Source organism: Acetatifactor aquisgranensis, assembly GCF_943193215.1.
Taxonomy (GTDB): Bacteria; Bacillota; Clostridia; order Lachnospirales; family Lachnospiraceae; genus Acetatifactor; species Acetatifactor aquisgranensis.
Genome location: NZ_CALPDH010000040.1, coordinates 23390 through 40098, shown reverse-complemented (window position 1 = coordinate 40098; position 16709 = coordinate 23390). Strand labels below are relative to the sequence as shown.

The 16709-nt window shown below is 53.2% G+C and carries 22 protein-coding genes and 2 pseudogenes; 23 read left to right on the top strand and 1 reads right to left on the bottom strand.

Features of this window, described 5'->3' with window-relative positions; genetic code table 11:
* The 18 genes and pseudogenes from NFS35_RS24675 to NFS35_RS24590 all read left to right on the top strand — a co-directional run.
* Window positions 1-368, top strand: a pseudogene (locus tag NFS35_RS24675) (hypothetical protein); the annotation flags it as partial.
* A gap of 183 nt (window positions 369-551) precedes the next feature.
* Window positions 552-1064: a hypothetical protein gene (locus NFS35_RS24670; protein WP_162227497.1), complete on the top strand. Its 513-nt coding sequence runs from the start codon at window positions 552-554 to the stop codon at window positions 1062-1064.
* 14 nt (window positions 1065-1078) lie between these two features.
* The gene (locus tag NFS35_RS24665) at window positions 1079-1435 is read left to right on the top strand and encodes a hypothetical protein (protein ID WP_162227486.1); all 357 of its coding nucleotides are present in this window, start codon (window positions 1079-1081) and stop codon (window positions 1433-1435) included.
* A gap of 165 nt (window positions 1436-1600) precedes the next feature.
* Window positions 1601-1783 carry a hypothetical protein gene (locus NFS35_RS24660; RefSeq protein WP_162227487.1) on the top strand — a complete coding sequence of 61 codons (183 nt, stop codon included), beginning with the start codon at window positions 1601-1603 and terminating at the stop codon, window positions 1781-1783.
* Between the two features lie 533 nt (window positions 1784-2316).
* Window positions 2317-2715, top strand: coding sequence for a sigma factor-like helix-turn-helix DNA-binding protein (locus tag NFS35_RS24655; RefSeq protein ID WP_251209704.1), 399 nt, complete (start codon window positions 2317-2319; stop codon window positions 2713-2715).
* A 160-nt stretch (window positions 2716-2875) separates the two neighbouring features.
* Complete coding sequence (locus NFS35_RS24650) at window positions 2876-3034, top strand: hypothetical protein (protein ID WP_180326027.1); 159 nt, start codon at window positions 2876-2878, stop codon at window positions 3032-3034.
* Window positions 3034-3348, top strand: a complete 315-nt coding sequence (locus NFS35_RS24645; RefSeq protein ID WP_162227489.1) for a DUF7768 domain-containing protein — start codon at window positions 3034-3036, stop codon at window positions 3346-3348. The genes NFS35_RS24650 and NFS35_RS24645 overlap by 1 nt, the downstream gene beginning before the upstream one ends.
* Window positions 3349-3672: a hypothetical protein gene (locus tag NFS35_RS24640; RefSeq protein ID WP_162227490.1), complete on the top strand. Its 324-nt coding sequence runs from the start codon at window positions 3349-3351 to the stop codon at window positions 3670-3672. It begins immediately after the preceding gene.
* Window positions 3672-4805: a DUF2800 domain-containing protein gene (locus tag NFS35_RS24635; RefSeq protein ID WP_162227491.1), complete on the top strand. Its 1134-nt coding sequence runs from the start codon at window positions 3672-3674 to the stop codon at window positions 4803-4805. Before NFS35_RS24640 ends, NFS35_RS24635 begins: the two co-directional genes overlap by 1 nt.
* A 5-nt stretch (window positions 4806-4810) precedes the next feature.
* Window positions 4811-5365, top strand: coding sequence for a DUF2815 family protein (locus NFS35_RS24630; protein ID WP_162227492.1), 555 nt, complete (start codon window positions 4811-4813; stop codon window positions 5363-5365).
* A gap of 66 nt (window positions 5366-5431) precedes the next feature.
* Window positions 5432-7372, top strand: a complete 1941-nt coding sequence (locus NFS35_RS24625; RefSeq protein ID WP_162227493.1) for a DNA polymerase — start codon at window positions 5432-5434, stop codon at window positions 7370-7372.
* A gap of 36 nt (window positions 7373-7408) precedes the next feature.
* Window positions 7409-7813, top strand: coding sequence for a hypothetical protein (locus NFS35_RS24620; RefSeq protein WP_162227494.1), 405 nt, complete (start codon window positions 7409-7411; stop codon window positions 7811-7813).
* Window positions 7810-10215, top strand: a complete 2406-nt coding sequence (locus tag NFS35_RS24615; RefSeq protein ID WP_251209703.1) for a virulence-associated E family protein — start codon at window positions 7810-7812, stop codon at window positions 10213-10215. Before NFS35_RS24620 ends, NFS35_RS24615 begins: the two co-directional genes overlap by 4 nt.
* A gap of 210 nt (window positions 10216-10425) precedes the next feature.
* Window positions 10426-10650 (top strand): YozE family protein, encoded by a 225-nt coding sequence (locus NFS35_RS24610; RefSeq protein WP_172546667.1) that lies wholly within the window; start codon window positions 10426-10428, stop codon window positions 10648-10650.
* Window positions 10637-10918, top strand: a complete 282-nt coding sequence (locus NFS35_RS24605) for a VRR-NUC domain-containing protein (protein ID WP_251209702.1) — start codon at window positions 10637-10639, stop codon at window positions 10916-10918. The genes NFS35_RS24610 and NFS35_RS24605 overlap by 14 nt, the downstream gene beginning before the upstream one ends.
* Window positions 10899-12254: a DEAD/DEAH box helicase gene (locus NFS35_RS24600; RefSeq protein ID WP_251209701.1), complete on the top strand. Its 1356-nt coding sequence runs from the start codon at window positions 10899-10901 to the stop codon at window positions 12252-12254. The genes NFS35_RS24605 and NFS35_RS24600 overlap by 20 nt, the downstream gene beginning before the upstream one ends.
* Window positions 12251-12736 (top strand): hypothetical protein, encoded by a 486-nt coding sequence (locus NFS35_RS24595; RefSeq protein ID WP_251209700.1) that lies wholly within the window; start codon window positions 12251-12253, stop codon window positions 12734-12736. The genes NFS35_RS24600 and NFS35_RS24595 overlap by 4 nt, the downstream gene beginning before the upstream one ends.
* A 201-nt stretch (window positions 12737-12937) precedes the next feature.
* On the top strand, window positions 12938-13141 hold the full coding sequence (locus NFS35_RS24590; protein ID WP_251209699.1) for a hypothetical protein: 204 nt from the start codon (window positions 12938-12940) through the stop codon (window positions 13139-13141).
* Between the two features lie 44 nt (window positions 13142-13185).
* On the opposite strand, the gene NFS35_RS24585 is transcribed toward NFS35_RS24590, so the two are convergent.
* Window positions 13186-13464: a hypothetical protein gene (locus tag NFS35_RS24585; RefSeq protein WP_251209698.1), complete on the bottom strand. Its 279-nt coding sequence runs from the start codon at window positions 13462-13464 to the stop codon at window positions 13186-13188.
* Window positions 13465-13665: 201 nt separating this feature from the next.
* Here NFS35_RS24585 and NFS35_RS24580 point away from each other — a divergent pair, with 201 nt between their 5' ends.
* From NFS35_RS24580 to NFS35_RS29990, 5 genes and pseudogenes are all read left to right on the top strand, one after another.
* Window positions 13666-14082, top strand: coding sequence for a hypothetical protein (locus tag NFS35_RS24580; protein ID WP_251209697.1), 417 nt, complete (start codon window positions 13666-13668; stop codon window positions 14080-14082).
* Window positions 14083-14103: 21 nt separating this feature from the next.
* Window positions 14104-14457 (top strand): HNH endonuclease, encoded by a 354-nt coding sequence (locus tag NFS35_RS24575; protein WP_251209696.1) that lies wholly within the window; start codon window positions 14104-14106, stop codon window positions 14455-14457.
* Between the two features lie 315 nt (window positions 14458-14772).
* A complete protein-coding gene (locus NFS35_RS24570; protein ID WP_251209695.1) occupies window positions 14773-15192 on the top strand; it encodes an RNA polymerase subunit sigma-70 in 420 nt (139 codons plus the stop codon).
* 1 nt (window position 15193) lies between these two features.
* Entirely contained in the window at window positions 15194-16432 is a 1239-nt protein-coding gene (locus NFS35_RS24565) for a site-specific DNA-methyltransferase (protein WP_251209694.1), read from the top strand.
* A pseudogene (locus NFS35_RS29990) lies at window positions 16425-16706 on the top strand (HNH endonuclease); the annotation flags it as partial. The gene NFS35_RS24565 and the pseudogene NFS35_RS29990, both read left to right, overlap by 8 nt.
* Between the last annotated feature and the right edge of the window lie 3 nt (window positions 16707-16709).

Sequence of the window (16709 nt, the reverse complement as noted above, 5' to 3'; positions counted from 1 at the left end):
CAAAATATACAGATCCGGCAACGGGTCTCTCATGGTATGTTATAGACGGCAAACAGCCATATATGACAGGGGAAGATGCTGAAAAATTTTGGAAAATGTGCAAGGAGACGGGAGAATTTCCGGTGAAAAAATTTGCGGAAATGACAGGAATGATACAGTACCTTGATGACAATACGGTTGCTTATGTGGGTGATAACGGTACCGTAATCAAGTCAAAGGACGGGAAGGAACTGGAGGTTGACACTTCATCAATGACATATGACATGATTATGAACATGTTCAAGAATCTGCCGAAAAGCGGGAATTACTTTGACAGTGCATATTGGCAGAAGAATATCCAGAAGGCTATGTTTTCTGCTGAACAGTGATGCGCTACATATACTTGGAATGGGGATTGAGTGACGGCAGAGGATTATCATGGCATGAATGGGGTGGAACTACACCACCCCATATCCCTAATACCCAACAGAGCAAGGCAGACATTCCCGGTTTCTGGCAGATTAGCAAATTCGGGGAGCAGGGGCGGTTTCCGCAGAAAGGACATTTTTGATATGGAGATAACGGGAATTAAGAATATACATCCGGCAGCATCAAAGGCATCATCCAGGAAAGGCTGGAAGCTGACGGACTCCCTCCGGGAGAAGATAACGGCGCTTGCGAGGGAGGATGCGGCGCAGGGTGTCTATATGGGGAACCAGTTCCTCGCCCTGCGGAAAAGCGAGGTGGCGAAAGTTGCGCCGGACAGGGCGGCGCTGATGGGGAAGGTCAGCCAGAGGATGACGGACATGAAGGAAATCGAGGAAGCGGACAGGAGGTGGCTGTGCCTCCTGTTCGGAGAGCCTTATGAGGCGAGGTTCCAGTCCGGGGGAGCCGCCCATGTGTATGACGAAAACGGCGACGAGGTGCTGACCTATACGGCGGGCGTGGGCTGGCATGAGAAGGAGTCGAAGGCGGAGACGGAAGTGCATGGCGCATTGAAGGCTGCCTACTATGGTGCGTACCATGCGGCGAGGCAGGAGATAAACGGACTGGAGGGACAGGGCGGTTTTGACGCGAGGGCGTAGGGAGAGATTTATCTATGAAAAGAATAAGTATCTTTGGATTTGCCGTTTTTATGGCTGTTGCATTATGTGCCTGCAGTGAGAAGCAGGAGCTGATTAACATGAGTACCATCGAAAGCAGTGATTACACTGCCATTGTATGGGAGGACAGAACCTATGTGCCATTCTGCGTGATTTCCAAAAGTGACTGCGGTGCGCAGATAGGTTACGTTAATGGAGATACAGATGACAGGGTATGCGGGTACGGCGATTATCCGGTGGCAGAGTGGATCGCCAATTATCTTACTGTGGATGGCGGTGCAATGCTGTATAAAGAGATAAATGTTACTGATATTCCGGACGGTTTACAGTCGGAGTATGAGTGGAATCATTAAGAACCACGGAAGAAAGCCAATAATGCACAAACGATAAAAGGGAATCAGGCAGGAACATTTCACGTTCTGTCTGGTTCCCTTGTTCCATATCAGTGCGGGGAGGCGGTGGTGGAAGTCATAAAATAAGGCCGGTTATCGGTCTGGATGTAAAGGAGGCGGTGGCAGATGGAAGTGGTCAGATGCCCGAACCCCAAATGCAGGCGGCGCATTTTGGATGATGAAGGGACTGAGACGGAGTGGACGGTCCTGGAGATCAAATGCCAGCACTGTGGAAAGCTGGTGAGGCTGTACTGCGGCCCGGACGGGATAGAAGCGGGTATATATGAGAGGAAAAAACGGCGGAGGTGATTCTGCTGTTTTTTTATGCAGAAGTGATTAAGACAGTGTTTTCCGGCCAATACTGATAACAGGCAATGGAAATTTTTGGAAGTTTCCACCGATGGGACATTTTATGCAGGATGCATAACATGGCTTTGTCATCCAAAACAGGCTGTGGAGGTATACGGTATGTGTATGGTCAGATGTCCCGCTTGCAAAGGACGGATCTGCGATATTATTGCCACCGCGGGAGGGCGCGTAGTCTTAAAGGTGAGGTGCCCAGAATGCGGGAGGATAGTCAAATTGGAATGGCTACTACAGGTCACGGAGACAGGTAAATAGAACTTACTACCGAGCGAGTGGGACCATGGGACATCGAGTCACGAAAGGCCGGAGTGAAGCTAGAGACAATGAGCCTTAGCTTACTCCGGCCATTTTTCCATTTCAAAGTAATTTCATATCGAAAATAATCAGCGTTTCTGGCTTTACGAAGGCGTAAAGAAAGGAACGCTTTTATGTCTGAAAAAATCATCAGGATCAGGTCAGGAAACGAAGAATCCACAATGAGTGTAACGGAAGAGGAGTATCTGAAATACTACCGCCCGTGGTGGCAGATGAAGAAAAAGGAGCAGAGGAACAGAGAGGCAATGGAGCTGAACGGCTATACGGAAGAATCCTATGAGGAATGGAAAGAGAACGATATGCGGACGGAGCTGTTTGCGGAGAGCATGGAGGAACTGGCGGAAAAGAGGATGCTGCTGGATGTCCTGCGTGACGCTATGGATTCCCTCCTGCCGGAAGAACGGGAGCTTGCCATGAAGGTATTTGGTGAGGAAATGCAGGTCAGCGAGTTTGCAAAATCAAAAAATGAGAGCAGGACAACGGTATCCTCACGGAAGCAGAGGGTATTGGAGAAACTGCGCCTGTTTTTTGAGGATAGGGGTTTTGATGTGTATAAATGACCGTTTTCGACAGCATACAGAATAGTTCGGCATTTTTCTGTATGTTTGTCGAACGGTTTATAAATTTCTTTCCGTTTTCCATCGTCACATTTCAGAAAAGTGTCATTACGACAGTGAAGGGGTACAAGATTATCCGCCCCGGAAAGGAGGAATGGAATCTATGGAACAGTCACAGGAGCTTATCGGCATCTTGCAGGCAATCAGCATCGTTGCGAAGAGCCTCGCCGCCAAGCTGATGCAGATCGAGAAGGAAGTGGAAGCCTATGAAGCCGCAAAGGCGGCGCACGGCGGGAAGATGAAGAAAGGATGGAGGCGCTGATGCGTAAGAAGGTTTTTATCTGCAGCCCTTTCCGGGGCGACATGGAAGGGAATGCAGGAAAAGCGGCAGCCTACAGCCGCAGGGCGGTGGAGGAAGGGTATCTCCCCATCGCGCCGCATTTATTATTCCCCCAATTCCTGAACGAGGGCATTGAGGAAGAAAGGCGGCTCGGCATCGCTATGGGGCTGGAGCTGCTGGATGGCTGTGACGAGGTATGGGTGTTCGGTGAGGCCACCGAAGGGATGGCGGCGGAGATCGCTTATGCCGCGGAGCAGGGAAAAGAAATCATATTCAAAGAAACGGAGGCAGTGTAAATGGGAAGTGAATTATTGAAGATTGCGGAAGGTTTCTCCACCATTGCGGAGGGCTTACGGGGCCTTGCCAAAGCGGAGGGAGGAACTAAGACAGCAGAGAAAGAAACGGGAAAAACACAGCAGGAGCAGCCGCCAGTTACGGAAAAAGCACAGCAGGAGCAGCCCGCCACGCTGGAGGGCATCCGCGCGCTGATGGCGCAGAAGACGCAGGAAGGGAAGTCAAAGGAAGTGAAGGAGCTCCTTCAGAAGTTCGGCGCGGCGAAGCTCTCGGCGGTGAAGCCGGAGGACTACCCGGCGCTGATGCAGGAAGCGCAGGCGCTGTGATGGGGAAACACGCATTACTTTCCGCATCCGCTTCAAAGCGGTGGCTCTCCTGCCCGCCATCCGCAAGGCTGGAGGAGCAGTTCCGTGATGAGGCGGGCGGCAGCCCCTACGCCGAGGAAGGCACCGCCGCCCACGCCCTTGCGGAGCATAAGCTGAAAAAAGCATTGAAAAGGCGGTCAAAGCGCCCGGTGTCGGATTACCACTGTGACGAGATGGAGGAATGCACGGACGGGTATGTGGCCTTTGCAATGGAGCAGGTGGAGCTTGCAAAACAGGAATGCAAAGACCCTGTGGTGCTGATTGAGCAGCGGCTGGACTATTCCGCCTACGTGCCGGAGGGATTCGGCACAGGGGATTTATTGATCGTTGCCGACCATGTCCTTACCGTCATTGATTTAAAGTACGGGAAAGGCGTGGCAGTTGACGCAGAGAGGAATCCGCAGATGATGTTATACGGATTAGGTGCATTGGAATTATTTGATGCCCTCTATGACATCGATATTGTCCGCATGGCCATTTATCAGCCGAGGCTTGAATCCGTCAGCACATGGGAGATCACCGTGCCGGAACTGATGGAATGGGTGGAGATGGAATTAAAGCCAAAGGCCGTGCTTGCCATCAAGGGAGAGGGCGAGTTCCACTCCGGCGACTGGTGCCGGTTCTGCAAAGCGAAGAACACCTGCAGGGCAAGGGCGGAGGAATACCTGAAACTGGCGCAGATGGAGTTTAAGGCTCCGCCGCTATTGTCTGATGAGGAAATCGTAGAGGTCTTAAAAGTGGCGGACGAGCTTGCCAAATGGTCTGCGGACGTCTACGCCTATGCGCAGGATGAAGCCGTGACCAAAGGGAAGAAATGGGCGGGCTTCAAGCTGGTGGAAGGCAGGAGCAACAGGAAATACACGGATGAGGAGGAAGTGGCGCAGGCGGCACAGAAAGCCGGGTACACGGACATCTACAAAAAGACGCTCATCGGCATTACGGAGATGGAGCGGCTGCTCGGAAAGAAGAAATTTGCAGAAATACTTGGGAAGCTGGTCTACAAGCCGCAGGGCAAGGTGACCTTAGTGCCGGAATCGGATAAGAGGCAGGAGATTGCCGCATCAACCGCGGAGGCGGATTTTAAGGAGGAATGAATATCATGGGAAATGAAAATGCGAATTTGACAAAAGTGATTGTACCGTGCAGGTTTTCCTACCTGCACTGCTGGGAGCCCAACGCAGTGGGCGATGGCGACCCCAAGTATTCCGTATCGGCCATCATACCGAAGTCGGACACGGAGACCATCGAGAAGGTCAAGAGGGCAATCGAGCAGGCGAAGAAGGATTCCGTCTCCAAGTGGGGCGGCAAGGTCCCGGCGAACCTGAAACTCCCCCTGCGGGACGGCGACATTGACCGCCCGGAGGATGAGGCGTATGCGGATAGCTACTTCTTTAATGCAAACAGCAAACAGGCTCCGCAGGTGGTGGATAAGAACGTGCAGCCCATCCTCGACCAGTCGGAGGTATATTCCGGGTGCTATGGCAGGATCAGCGTAAATTTCTACGGATTTTCCACCAACGGCAATAAGGGCATTGCCGCCGGGCTTGGGAATATCCAGAAGCTCCGTGATGGGGAGTCGCTGGGCGGCAGGACGAATGCCGAGGATGACTTTGACGCGGTGGCAGTGGACGATGAGGAAGATTTTCTTGGATAGGCATATCGGGGCGGCGGGAAACTGCCGCCTTTCATCCAAAACAGATACACAGGAAGGAGCCATGAAATGGGGCGTGAGTTGAGTATCGATTTAGAGTCATTTTCGGATGTGGATTTGATCAAGTGCGGGGTATACGCCTATGCGGACAGCCCTGCTTTTGAGATTTTATTGTTTGCCTTTTCCTTTGACGGAGGGAAGACACAGATCATAGACCTTGCGCAGGGGGAGAAGCTCCCGGCGGAGGTGGTGGATGCCATCTTTGATGTGTCCGTGACCAAGACAGCGTACAATGCGAACTTTGAGCGCACCTGCCTGTCTAAGCATTTCGGGAGATACCTTCCCCCGGAGTCCTGGCATTGCAGCGCGGTACAGGCGGCGATGCTGGCGCTGCCCCGGTCACTGGAGGATGTGGGAAGGGTGCTTGGGCTGGACGAGCAGAAGATGAAAGAGGGTAAGGAACTTATAAGATATTTCTGCGTCCCCTGCAAGCCTACCAAAGCAAACGGCGGCAGGACACGGAACCTCCCCTGCCATGCGCCGGAGAAGTGGGAGCAGTTCAAGACCTACTGCAAAAGGGATGTGGACGTGGAGAAATCCATCCGCAGGAAACTGCACAATTTCCCTATCCCGGAAAGCGAGATGGCATTATACCGCTTAGACCAGCGCATCAATGACCGTGGCGTTCTGGCAGACATGGGGCTGGTAAGACAGGCCATTGCCTGTGAGCGTATCCACAAAGAGGTGGTGACGAAACGCGCCTATGAACTGACCGGGCTTGAGAATCCCAACTCCGTGGCGCAGCTCAAGGACTGGCTTGGGGATAAGGGGATGGAGGCGGAGAGCCTTTCCAAAAAGGCTGTGGCAGAGATGATAGCGGAAACGGACGGGGAAGTGGAGGAACTGCTCAGATTAAGATTATTAATGGCAAAAACGTCCGTGAAGAAATATGAGGCGATGGAGCGGTCTGTCTGCTCAGATGGAAGGATACACGGGATGCTGATGTTTTACGGTGCGAACCGCTCCGGGCGGTGGAGCGGCAAAAACGTACAGATACAAAATCTGCCAAAAAACGACATCCCCGATCTGAAACTTGCACGGGAACTTGTGAAGCAGGGCAGATTCGAGGATATAGAACTTTTATACGATTCCACACCGAATGTGCTTTCCGAATTAATCAGGACTGCATTTATCCCAAAGCCGGGATGCCGTTTTGTGGTGGCGGACTTCTCTGCCATTGAAGCAAGGGTGCTGGCGTGGCTTTCCGGGGAGCAGTGGCGGCTGGATGTGTTTACCTCCCACGGGAAGATTTATGAGGCTTCGGCATCTTCCATGTTCCATGTGCCGATGGAGGAGATCACGAAAGGCTCCCCGCTCCGGCAGAAAGGGAAATTAGCGGAACTTGGCCTCGGATTCGGCGGGGCGGCTGGCGCCCTTATCAGCATGGGGGCACTGGATATGGGACTGGCAGAAAATGAGCTTTCCCCTCTGGTGGCGGCATGGAGAAAGGCAAATCCCCATATCACACAGTTCTGGTGGGAGGTGGATGCGGCGGCAATCAAGGCGGTCACGGAAAAGCAGAAAACGAAAGCAGGGAAAATCATTTTTGAATATAAGAGCGGGATTTTATTCATCACACTTCCGTCCGGGAGGAAGCTGTCCTATGTAAAGCCACGGATGGCTGTAAACAAGTTCGGGCGTGACGGGCTGACCTATGAAGGGATTTCCGAAAACAAGAAATGGAGCCGGATTGAAACCTACGGCCCCAAGCTGGTGGAGAACATCGTGCAGGGGACGGCGAGGGATTTACTGGCGGAGGCCATGCTCCGCGTGGAGGAAAAGGGATACCCCATCGTCATGCACTGCCATGATGAGATCATAGCGGAAGTGCCGGAGGGTACCGGCTCCGTGAATGAGATGTGTGAAATCATGGCAGTACAGCCTGAGTGGGCGGCGGGGCTGCCTTTAAGAGCGGATGGATATTGCTGCCCATTTTATAAAAAAGCATGAATTTATAATGTACCCAAAACAGTGAAGGAGAAATATATGGAGAGAAGGAATGCGGAAGGGTATTATGACCCGACTGCCTATGGCGGGATGCGCATGGCAGAGCAGAAAACGGAAAAGGAAAGTGTAAAAATGGTTTACCAGAACGGGAGGATGGAGCTGTATATCCATGAGTTCTTCCCATGCAGGGCGGCGGTGGCAAAGAAGGTGTTCCCGCTGATCCTGCGCTTTGCGGCAGAGGAAGATCAGGAGAAACTGAAACAGTTTTTAAGAATAAAGGCAAAGGAGCATTCCGGGAGGATAAAGGCATTTTCGGAAAAAGCGGACTCCCTTACGGACAATCCGGGAGAGCGCCATTTCTACCGCAGGAAGGCGCGGGAGGAGCAGATCATCTATAACCAGTGCGTGAAAAATCTGAGATTATTGGAGGGCAGGAAGGAATGAAGCTACAGATCGCAACAGGAAATTCAAGGATGGAGAGACGCTGGAACAACGTGGAGATGGAGCTGGATGAGTTTATAGAACGCATCTCCCACACCATCCGCACGGCGGAGACCGTGGAGCAGTATATGAAGATGACGAAAGCGAGGCAGGACGCCATTAAGGATGTGGGCGGCTATGTGGGAGGGAGGCTGAAAGGCGGCAGGCGGAAGAAGGACTGCGTGGAATACCGCACCATCATCACGCTTGACATTGACCATGCGGTTCCGGGGCTGATCGAGCAGATAGAGATGCTGTATGGCTACCGCTGTTTTGTTTATTCCACCCACAAGCACACGCCGGAGAATCCGAGGCTGCGCCTTGTGATCCTATTATCCCGCCCGGTGTCCCCGGATGAATATGTGGCGGTGGCAAGGAAGGTGGCGGAGGATATCGGAATTGAGATGTTCGATGACACCACCTATGAGCCGAGCCGCCTCATGTACTGGCCGTCCACGTCTTCTGACGGGGAATTTATCTTCCGGGACATTGAGGGAGAACCGCTCAATCCGGACGATGTGCTTTCACGCTATCAGGACTGGCGGGATTCCTCGGAGTGGCCGGTGAGCAGCAGGCAGCGGAACATCGTGCAGAGGGAGATGAAGAAACAAGCGGACCCTCTAACAAAGGATGGCGTCATCGGCGCGTTCTGCCGGACGTATTCCATCGAGGAAGCAATAGCCGCTTTTCTTACAGACATTTATCAGCCAAGTGCCATGCCGGGGCGGTATGACTATATCCCGGCGGACTCGCAGGCGGGCGTGGTGGTCTATGAAGGGAAATTCGCCTACTCCCACCATGCCACGGACCCGGCCTGCGGAAAGCTGATGAACGCATTCGACATGGTGCGGATACACAGATTCGGCGAGCTGGATGAAAAGGCATCCGAGGACACGGAAGCGGCAAAGCTCCCTTCCTTTAACGCCATGAGCGAGTTCGTGGTAAAGGATGAGAACGTGAAGATGACCATTGCCGGGGAACGGCTGGAGAAAGCGGAGCGGGAGTTTTCCGGGGAGAACGAGGACTGGATGAAGGAACTGGAGTATGAGAAACGCTCCACGGTGGTGAAGAACACCCTGCGAAATCTCCTGCTCATCCTGAACAACGATGAAAAGCTGAAGGGCATCGTGTTCAACCAGCTCAGTGACGGCATGGAGATCAAGGGTGCTGTGCCGTGGGAGCATCCGGGGCGGTTCTGGCGGGACGCGGACGATGCGCAGCTCATCTCCTATATCGACCTTACCTACGGCACATTCTCCATGCGCAACTATAATATCGCCGTGACGAAGGCGGCGGATGATCGCTCCTACCACCCGGTGCGTGAGTTCCTTGACGCCCTGCCGGAGTGGGACAGGGTGCCGCGGGTGGACACCCTGCTCATCGACTACCTGGGCGCGGATGACACGCCATACGTCCGTGCGGTGACGAGGAAGACCCTATGCGGGGCGGTCTGCCGGGTGTTAAGCCCCGGCTGTAAGTTCGACACCATGCTGGTATTGAACGGGCCGCAGGGCGTGGGGAAGAGTACGCTGATCTCCCGGCTTGCCGGGGACTGGTTCTCCGACAGCCTGAACTTAAGCGACACGAAGGACAAGACGGCGGCGGAGAAGCTGCAGGGGTACTGGATCATGGAGATCGGGGAACTGGCGGGGCTGAAAAAAGCCGAGGTGGAGACGCTGCGCTCCTTCCTTTCCCGTCAGAACGACATCTACCGTGCGTCCTTCGGCAGAAGGGCCACGCCGCACCTGCGCCAGTGCGTCTTTTTCGGCACCACCAACGCGGAGAAAGGCTATCTGCGGGACACCACCGGGAACCGCCGTTTCTGGCCGGTGAAGACGCCGGGCGGCAGCCGTAAGCATTCATGGGAGCTGTCAGCGGAGGACATCCGCCAGATATGGGCGGAGGTGCTTGTGTATGTGAAGGCGGGGGAACGGCTCTACCTTGACGGGAAGATGGAGGACACGGCCAAGTCCGAGCAGAGGGAGGCGATGGAGAGCGATGAGCGGGAGGGATTGGTGCGCGAATACCTCGACACGCTCCTGCCGGAGAAATGGGACGGCATGGATTTATTCGAGCGCAGGAACTTCCTCCACGGGGAGGATTTCGGGAAGCCGGACTTAGTCGGCACGGTGCGCCGTATGTGTGTCTCCAACATGGAGATATGGTGTGAATGCTTCGGGAAGGAGAGGGCGAACTTAAAACGCATGGACAGCGGGGAGATTTCCGCCATCATGGCGCGCATCGGCGGCTGGACGCCGGAGGACAAGAAAGAGCGCATTGCGCTTTACGGCCCACAGTGGCTTTACCGGCGTGAAAGCTGTTCTGTTCCAAAGCCTGAAAAGGGTGTTGGAACGGAACAAAGTTAAATCTGTTCCAAAACGGGAGAGTCTGGAACAGATTTATGGAACATTGGAACACATGATGAACACTGGAACAGAGGGGCGTGTTCCAATGTTCCTGAAATATATCTAATAAATGGAATAGGTAAAAAGAAGATAGTAGGACGGGTGAAAACGCCCATCCACGCGCAATAGGGATTTTTCGGAACTTCGGAACAGAAAAGGAGGCAGAACGGTATGAATTTTTATGACTGGATGATTGGAAAATATTACGGGAAGGATACGCCGAGGGGCGACCTTGCGGGAGACATGAAGCATGAGGAGGCGGGATTCCCCAAAGACGGGGACAGGGAGAGGATACTGGACTATCTGCATGGGATGTTCGCCTGCGATGAGTGCATCGCCCTGTTCAAGAGGTGCTGGCGGGATTATGAAAAGGCGGTGGCGGATGAGGGAAAATGAGATAGAGCGGCGGTTAGCCGTGTCGGTGAAAAAGATGGGAGGCATGGCGGTGAAATTCGTTTCCCCCGGTCTGGCTGGGGTGCCGGACAGAATCGTATTGCTGCCGGGCAGGAAAATCGCATTTGTGGAATTAAAGGCTCCGGGGAAAAAGCCGAGGCCGTTACAGAGAAAACGGATGGAGCAGCTTAAGGGTTTAGGTTTTCCCGTCTATGTGGTTGACGGCGCGGAGCAGATAGGAGGTGTGCTGGATGAGATATGTGCCACATGATTATCAGGAGTATGCAAAGGAATTTATCATAAGCCATAAAGTGAGCGCATTGTTCTTGGACTGTGGTCTTGGCAAAACGGTGATCACGCTGAGCGCCATATGGGAGTTATTGTTTGATTACTTTGACATCCGAAAAATATTGATTATTGCACCATTACGGGTCTGCTACATGACTTGGCCTTCCGAACTGGAAAAATGGGAGCATCTTTCCGGGATTGGGATGTCGGCGGTGCTTGGTTCTGAGAAAGAGCGCATAGCCGCACTTAACAGGAAAGCGCAGGTGTACGTCATCAACAGGGAAAACGTGGAGTGGCTTGTCAATGAGAGCGGCAGCCCCTTTGATTTCGATATGGTGGTAATCGATGAGCTGTCCTCCTTCAAGTCCCATAAGGCGAAGCGGTTCAAGGCGCTTAAAAAGGTGCGCCCGATGGTACGGCGCATCGTGGGGCTGACCGGGACGCCCGCTCCCAACGGTCTGATAGACTTATGGGCTGAAATCGGCATCCTCGACATGGGGCAGAGGCTTGGGCGGTTCATCGGCGGCTACCGTGAGCGGTTCTTCGTGCCGGACAAAAGAAACCGTGAGATGGTGTATTCTTATAAGCCCAGGGAGGGCGCGGAGGATATGATCTATGAACTGATCTCCGACATCTGCATCAGCATGAAGGCCGTGGACTATCTGGATATGCCTGAATGCGTCTATAACCGTGTTGAGGTTTCCCTGAGTGAAAAGGAGATGGCGTTATATGAGCAGTTGGAGCGGGATATGCTCCTTCCCTTTTCGGACGGGGACATTGACGCGGTGAATGCGGCGGCATTAGCCAACAAACTTTTACAGATGGCGGACGGCGCGGTCTACGATGAGAACGGGAACGTGAAACACATCCATGACCGCAAGCTGGAAGCCTTAGAGGATCTGATCGAGGCGGCGAATGGGAAGCCGGTGCTGATCGCCTACTGGTATAAGCATGATTTACAGAGAATCATGGAGCGTACCGGGGCTGTGGAGCTGGACGCGGCGGGAGATATGCGGAAGTGGAATGCCGGGGAAATCCCGGTGGCGGCGATCCATCCCGCGTCAGCCGGACACGGGCTGAACCTGCAGGCGGGCGGCTCCACGCTGGTGTGGTTCGGGCTGACATGGTCATTGGAATTATATCAGCAGATGAACGCAAGGCTGTGGCGGCAGGGGCAGGAGGAGACGGTGGTGATACATCACCTGATCTCCAAAGGCACACTAGATGAGAGGGTGATGGCGGCACTGGAGAAAAAGGACTGCGGGCAGTCAGCATTGGTGGATGCGGTAAAAGCGAGGATCGGAGGTGAAGGGAAATGAAAGCAGAGGAAATGTTTAAAAATTATACGAAAATGAGGCAGGAAATGACGGTGCTGGAATTTAAGATAAAAGATTTTCAGGGTATCCGGAAAGAAGATGTCATTGAGAGCATGAACTTTTCCAAACCACAGGGGGAACGGGTGCAGGAGAGCATGGTTTCCGATAAGACCGGGAAAGCGGCGGCATATTACAGAAGGGTGGCGGACAGGCTGGATGATGAGTATTTTGATGAACTTTTCAGGCGTTACCTTTACCTCAAAGAAGAAATAGATTTTTTTGGCTTCCTGACAACACAGTTGAGCGGCAGGTTGCCGGAATTCGTAAGGGACATGGTCATGGAGCAGATGAACTGGAATGACCTTATGGGGAAATACTGCATCAGCTACAGCACTGTGGGGCGCTACCGGAAAAAGGCGGCAAGGGAGATGAACCAGATGTATGAGTTCCGGGATGAAGTCGATATGGAATATCTGCTTAGTTAGGTGATACTAACGTGAAACTAAATGTAGACTATATCGGAATTGTTTTTTCAAAATTTTTATGGTAGTATCAAACTGCGGAGAAGTGTAAGGAGCCTTGTGGAAGAATCCACGGGGCTTTTTTCGTGTCTCCGAACAGGGCAGCGGGCTTTATCCTTTCACCGCTGCCTTTTCTTTTGCGGAAAGGGTGGAAAGGAGAAGCTGATGGATTGTTTTGCCATGAATGAGAATGGGAACTGCACCATACTTGGCGTGGGGAAGTGTGAGGGCGAGACCTGTCACTTCCATAAGACCCATGAGGAACAGGCGCAGTCGCTTGAAAAGGTGAATGAGCGTCTGCGGAGCCTGCCGGAGTACCAGCAGGAGGCAATCGCCGACAAATACTACGGCGGCGTGAGGAAGTGGTGATATTTTTGGGCGGCAGGACGGAGTGGCTCTGCCGCCCTCCGGCATTATCCCCCGGCTACGAAGCGGTACAGCGAGAAACCGTCTTTGAGGCCCTCCCTGTAATAGAATTCGCTGTCGCGGGCAGATAAACGGAACGCCTCCGACTGCATCCCCTTAAGCAGCTCCCGTTCTTCTTCCGGGAGGCTGTCAAGGATGCGCCGGAACTGCTTTTCCGTTTCCAGCCGCGCAGCCTTTTCTTCCTGTAGTGACTCTTTGCGGTCCCTTTGGAATACAAAATCCATCCGTTCTATGATGGCCTGCGTGAGAAATTCCCTGTCCGTCATGGCCTGTCACCCCCTTTCCGCTGACAGTTTAAACCAGGAAGGGCGGACAGCCAATACGAGGAAGTGACAAAGAAAGCGGCGGTGTTATAAGCACTCTGACACCTTTTTCCACGGCAGGAGAATGTATGGAAAATCAGCTTGCAATAAGCGGGATTCAGAGTTAATATGCCAGCACCAAAGGAAGAAGGGAGGTATTGGCATATGCCGGAAGGATGGGAGGAAGCCATGAAGATGGCTGAAAGATACCAGGATTATTTTATGGAGCATGATGCGGACATCGCACTCGGCAGGAGCGGCACACATTTCTTTTATGTGTACGACAGAAAGCACGGGTGCTTCGAGGTGTTCGAGACATTCCATACGGCGGCAGAGCTGGAGGAGCTAATCCTGGGGACGCTGGTGGAGAACCTTGAGTGCATGAACGCGGTGATGGCGGAGGAGCTTCACGCAAAGTTCGAACTGGCCGACATCAATGAGAGGCTTGACAACTACGAGCCGCGGTTCCATATGCACACGCTGGCGGAGCAGCTTAAGGCCGTGTCGGAGCAGTGTGAACAGTGGGGCGGGATGCTGGCACGGACTTACAAGTCGCTGTGCGGCAGGCTGCCGGAGGAATAGACAGGAAGGAGGCGTGCATCCATGCCGATGAGACCGAAGAAACCATGCAAGCATCCGGGCTGTCCCAAGCTGACGGACGGGATGTACTGCGAGGAACACGCGGCGGTGCATTCCGCCGACAGGGCAAGCGCCTCCGTCCGTGGGTACGACAGCCGATGGAGGAAAGCCCGGACACGTTTCCTGAAAGCACATCCCCTCTGCACAGAGTGCCGGAAGAAGGGACGGCTGGTAAAGGCAACGGTGGTTGACCACATCATTCCCCACAGAGGGGATGCGGAGCTGTTCTGGGATGAGGGCAACTGGCAGCCTCTTTGTAAGGGCTGCCATGACCATAAAACCATGACGGAAGACCGCTATCAGGTGTTCCATTACTGAGGTTTCCGTGATGGTTCTTTTTCTGCCATGCTCCGACAAAGCATGACATTTCCCGTGGAAATCTGACCGGGGAGGGGCGGCTTCAATCTCTGTAATCCGACAAAATTCTGACCGCCGCCCCCTCAGACGCGCGTTTTCGCAAATTCGCACAGGGGGGATAGGAAATCGCCCCAAAATCTTACATAAACATTGATTTTTCAAGGCTTTCAGGCACTTTAGTTTTGCGTGAAAGTACCGAAAAACCCATGTTTTTGGGCTTAAAAACCATCAAAAAACGCTGGTTTTTGGCCTTTTTTTGATGGAGGTGGAGGGAAAATGACCGATTTTGAGGCGGCGCAGGTGAAGGAAATGCGCCTAAAGGGCATGGGCTACCGTGCCATTGCGGAGGCGCTGGGGCTTTCCCGCGACATCGTCCGCAACCACTGCAAGGCAAAAGGGATGGGCGGCTATGTGGCGGCAACCGTGAAGAACCTTAAGGAGCGGGAGGTGCAGAACGGCATCTGCCTCTGCTGCGGGAAGGAAACCGAACAGGCGGGGACCGGCAGGCCGAGGAAGTTCTGCTCAGAAAAATGTAGACGGCAGTGGTGGAAAGCGCACCCGCAGGAGGGGAACAGGAAAGCCATTGTCACAAAGAAATGTGAATGCTGCGGCAGGGATTTTTCCTTCTATGGCAGCAGGCATCCGAAGTATTGCAGCCATGACTGCTACATCAAAGCAAGGTTCTGGAGGGATTGAAATGGAGTTTAGACGTCTGAAAATAGCCGACCTTATTCCGGCGGCATACAATCCAAGGAAAAAACTGAAAAAGGGTGACAGGGAATATGAGAAGATCAGAAACTCCATCACGGAGTTCGGCTATGTGGAGCCGGTGATCGTCAACTCAGACATGACCATTGTGGCAGGACACCAGAGAGCCACAGTCCTCACGGACTTAGGCTATGAGGAGATCGACTGCATCGTCATTGACATTGACAAGCAGAAGGAGAAGGCGCTGAACATCGCCCTCAATAAGATCACGGGCGAATGGAACAAGGAGCTGCTGGCTGACCTTATCGCCGACCTGCAGGATTCGGACTTTGATGTGTCCTTCACTGGATTCGAGCCGCCGGAGATCGAGCAGCTATTCAATTCCGTCCATGATAAAAAAATCACGGAAGATGATTTCGACATAGACGCGGAGCTGGAAAAGCCCGCCGTGGCGAAGTTGGGTGATGTGTGGACGCTTGGCAGGCACAGGTTGGTGGTAGGCGATTCCACCCTGCCGGAGACATACGATGTGCTGATGGCAGGGGCGAAAGCGAACCTTGTGGTGACGGACCCTCCGTACAATGCAAATTATGAGGGGAGCGCCGGGAAGATCAAGAATGACCACATGGAAAATGAGCAGTTCTATAACTTCCTTTTTGCCGCTTTCGTAAATATGGAGCAGAACATGGAGCAGGACGCATCCATCTATGTGTTCCACGCAGACACGGAAGGGCTGAATTTCCGCAGCGCATTCAAGGCGGCGGGATTCTACCTTTCCGGGTGCTGCATCTGGAAGAAGCAGAGCCTTGTGCTGGGGCGGAGCCCCTACCAGTGGCAGCATGAGCCGTGCCTGTTCGGATGGAAGAAGGGCGGGAAGCACAACTGGTATTCCGACAGGAAGCAGACCACCATATGGGAGTTTGACCGCCCGAAAAAAAGCGAACAGCATCCGACCATGAAGCCCGTAGGCTTGGTGGCATATCCCATTAAAAATTCGAGCATGAGTAACTGCATTGTACTGGACCCCTTCGGCGGCTCCGGCTCCACGCTGATCGCCTGTGAGCAGACGAACCGCATCTGCTACACCATAGAGCTGGATGAGAAATTTGCGGATGTGATCGTGAACCGCTATATCGAGCAGGCCGGCTCTGCGGAGAATGTGTCCGTGGAGAGGGATGGGAAGCGGATTGCTTTCTCTGCACTGGCAGGGGAGGGTATAGATGAGTAACGTTGCCTATCAATTTTTTCAAGATGGCACTGGCTGTGGCACTTTGCCGGACGGCACGGTATTTTGGTTTGACCGCATATGTTTTGAAAAAATTAGAGATACCAATTGGTATCGGAATAAACGGAGCGGGGAACCGAGAAGTACCTATATCATAAATTGCAAGGGCGATATGCTGCATTCATTTTTATTGGAATGCCCTCAGGGATATGAGGTGGATCATATCAGTTTAGACACATTTGATAACCGTCTCTGCAATCTGAGAATATGTACCCATCAG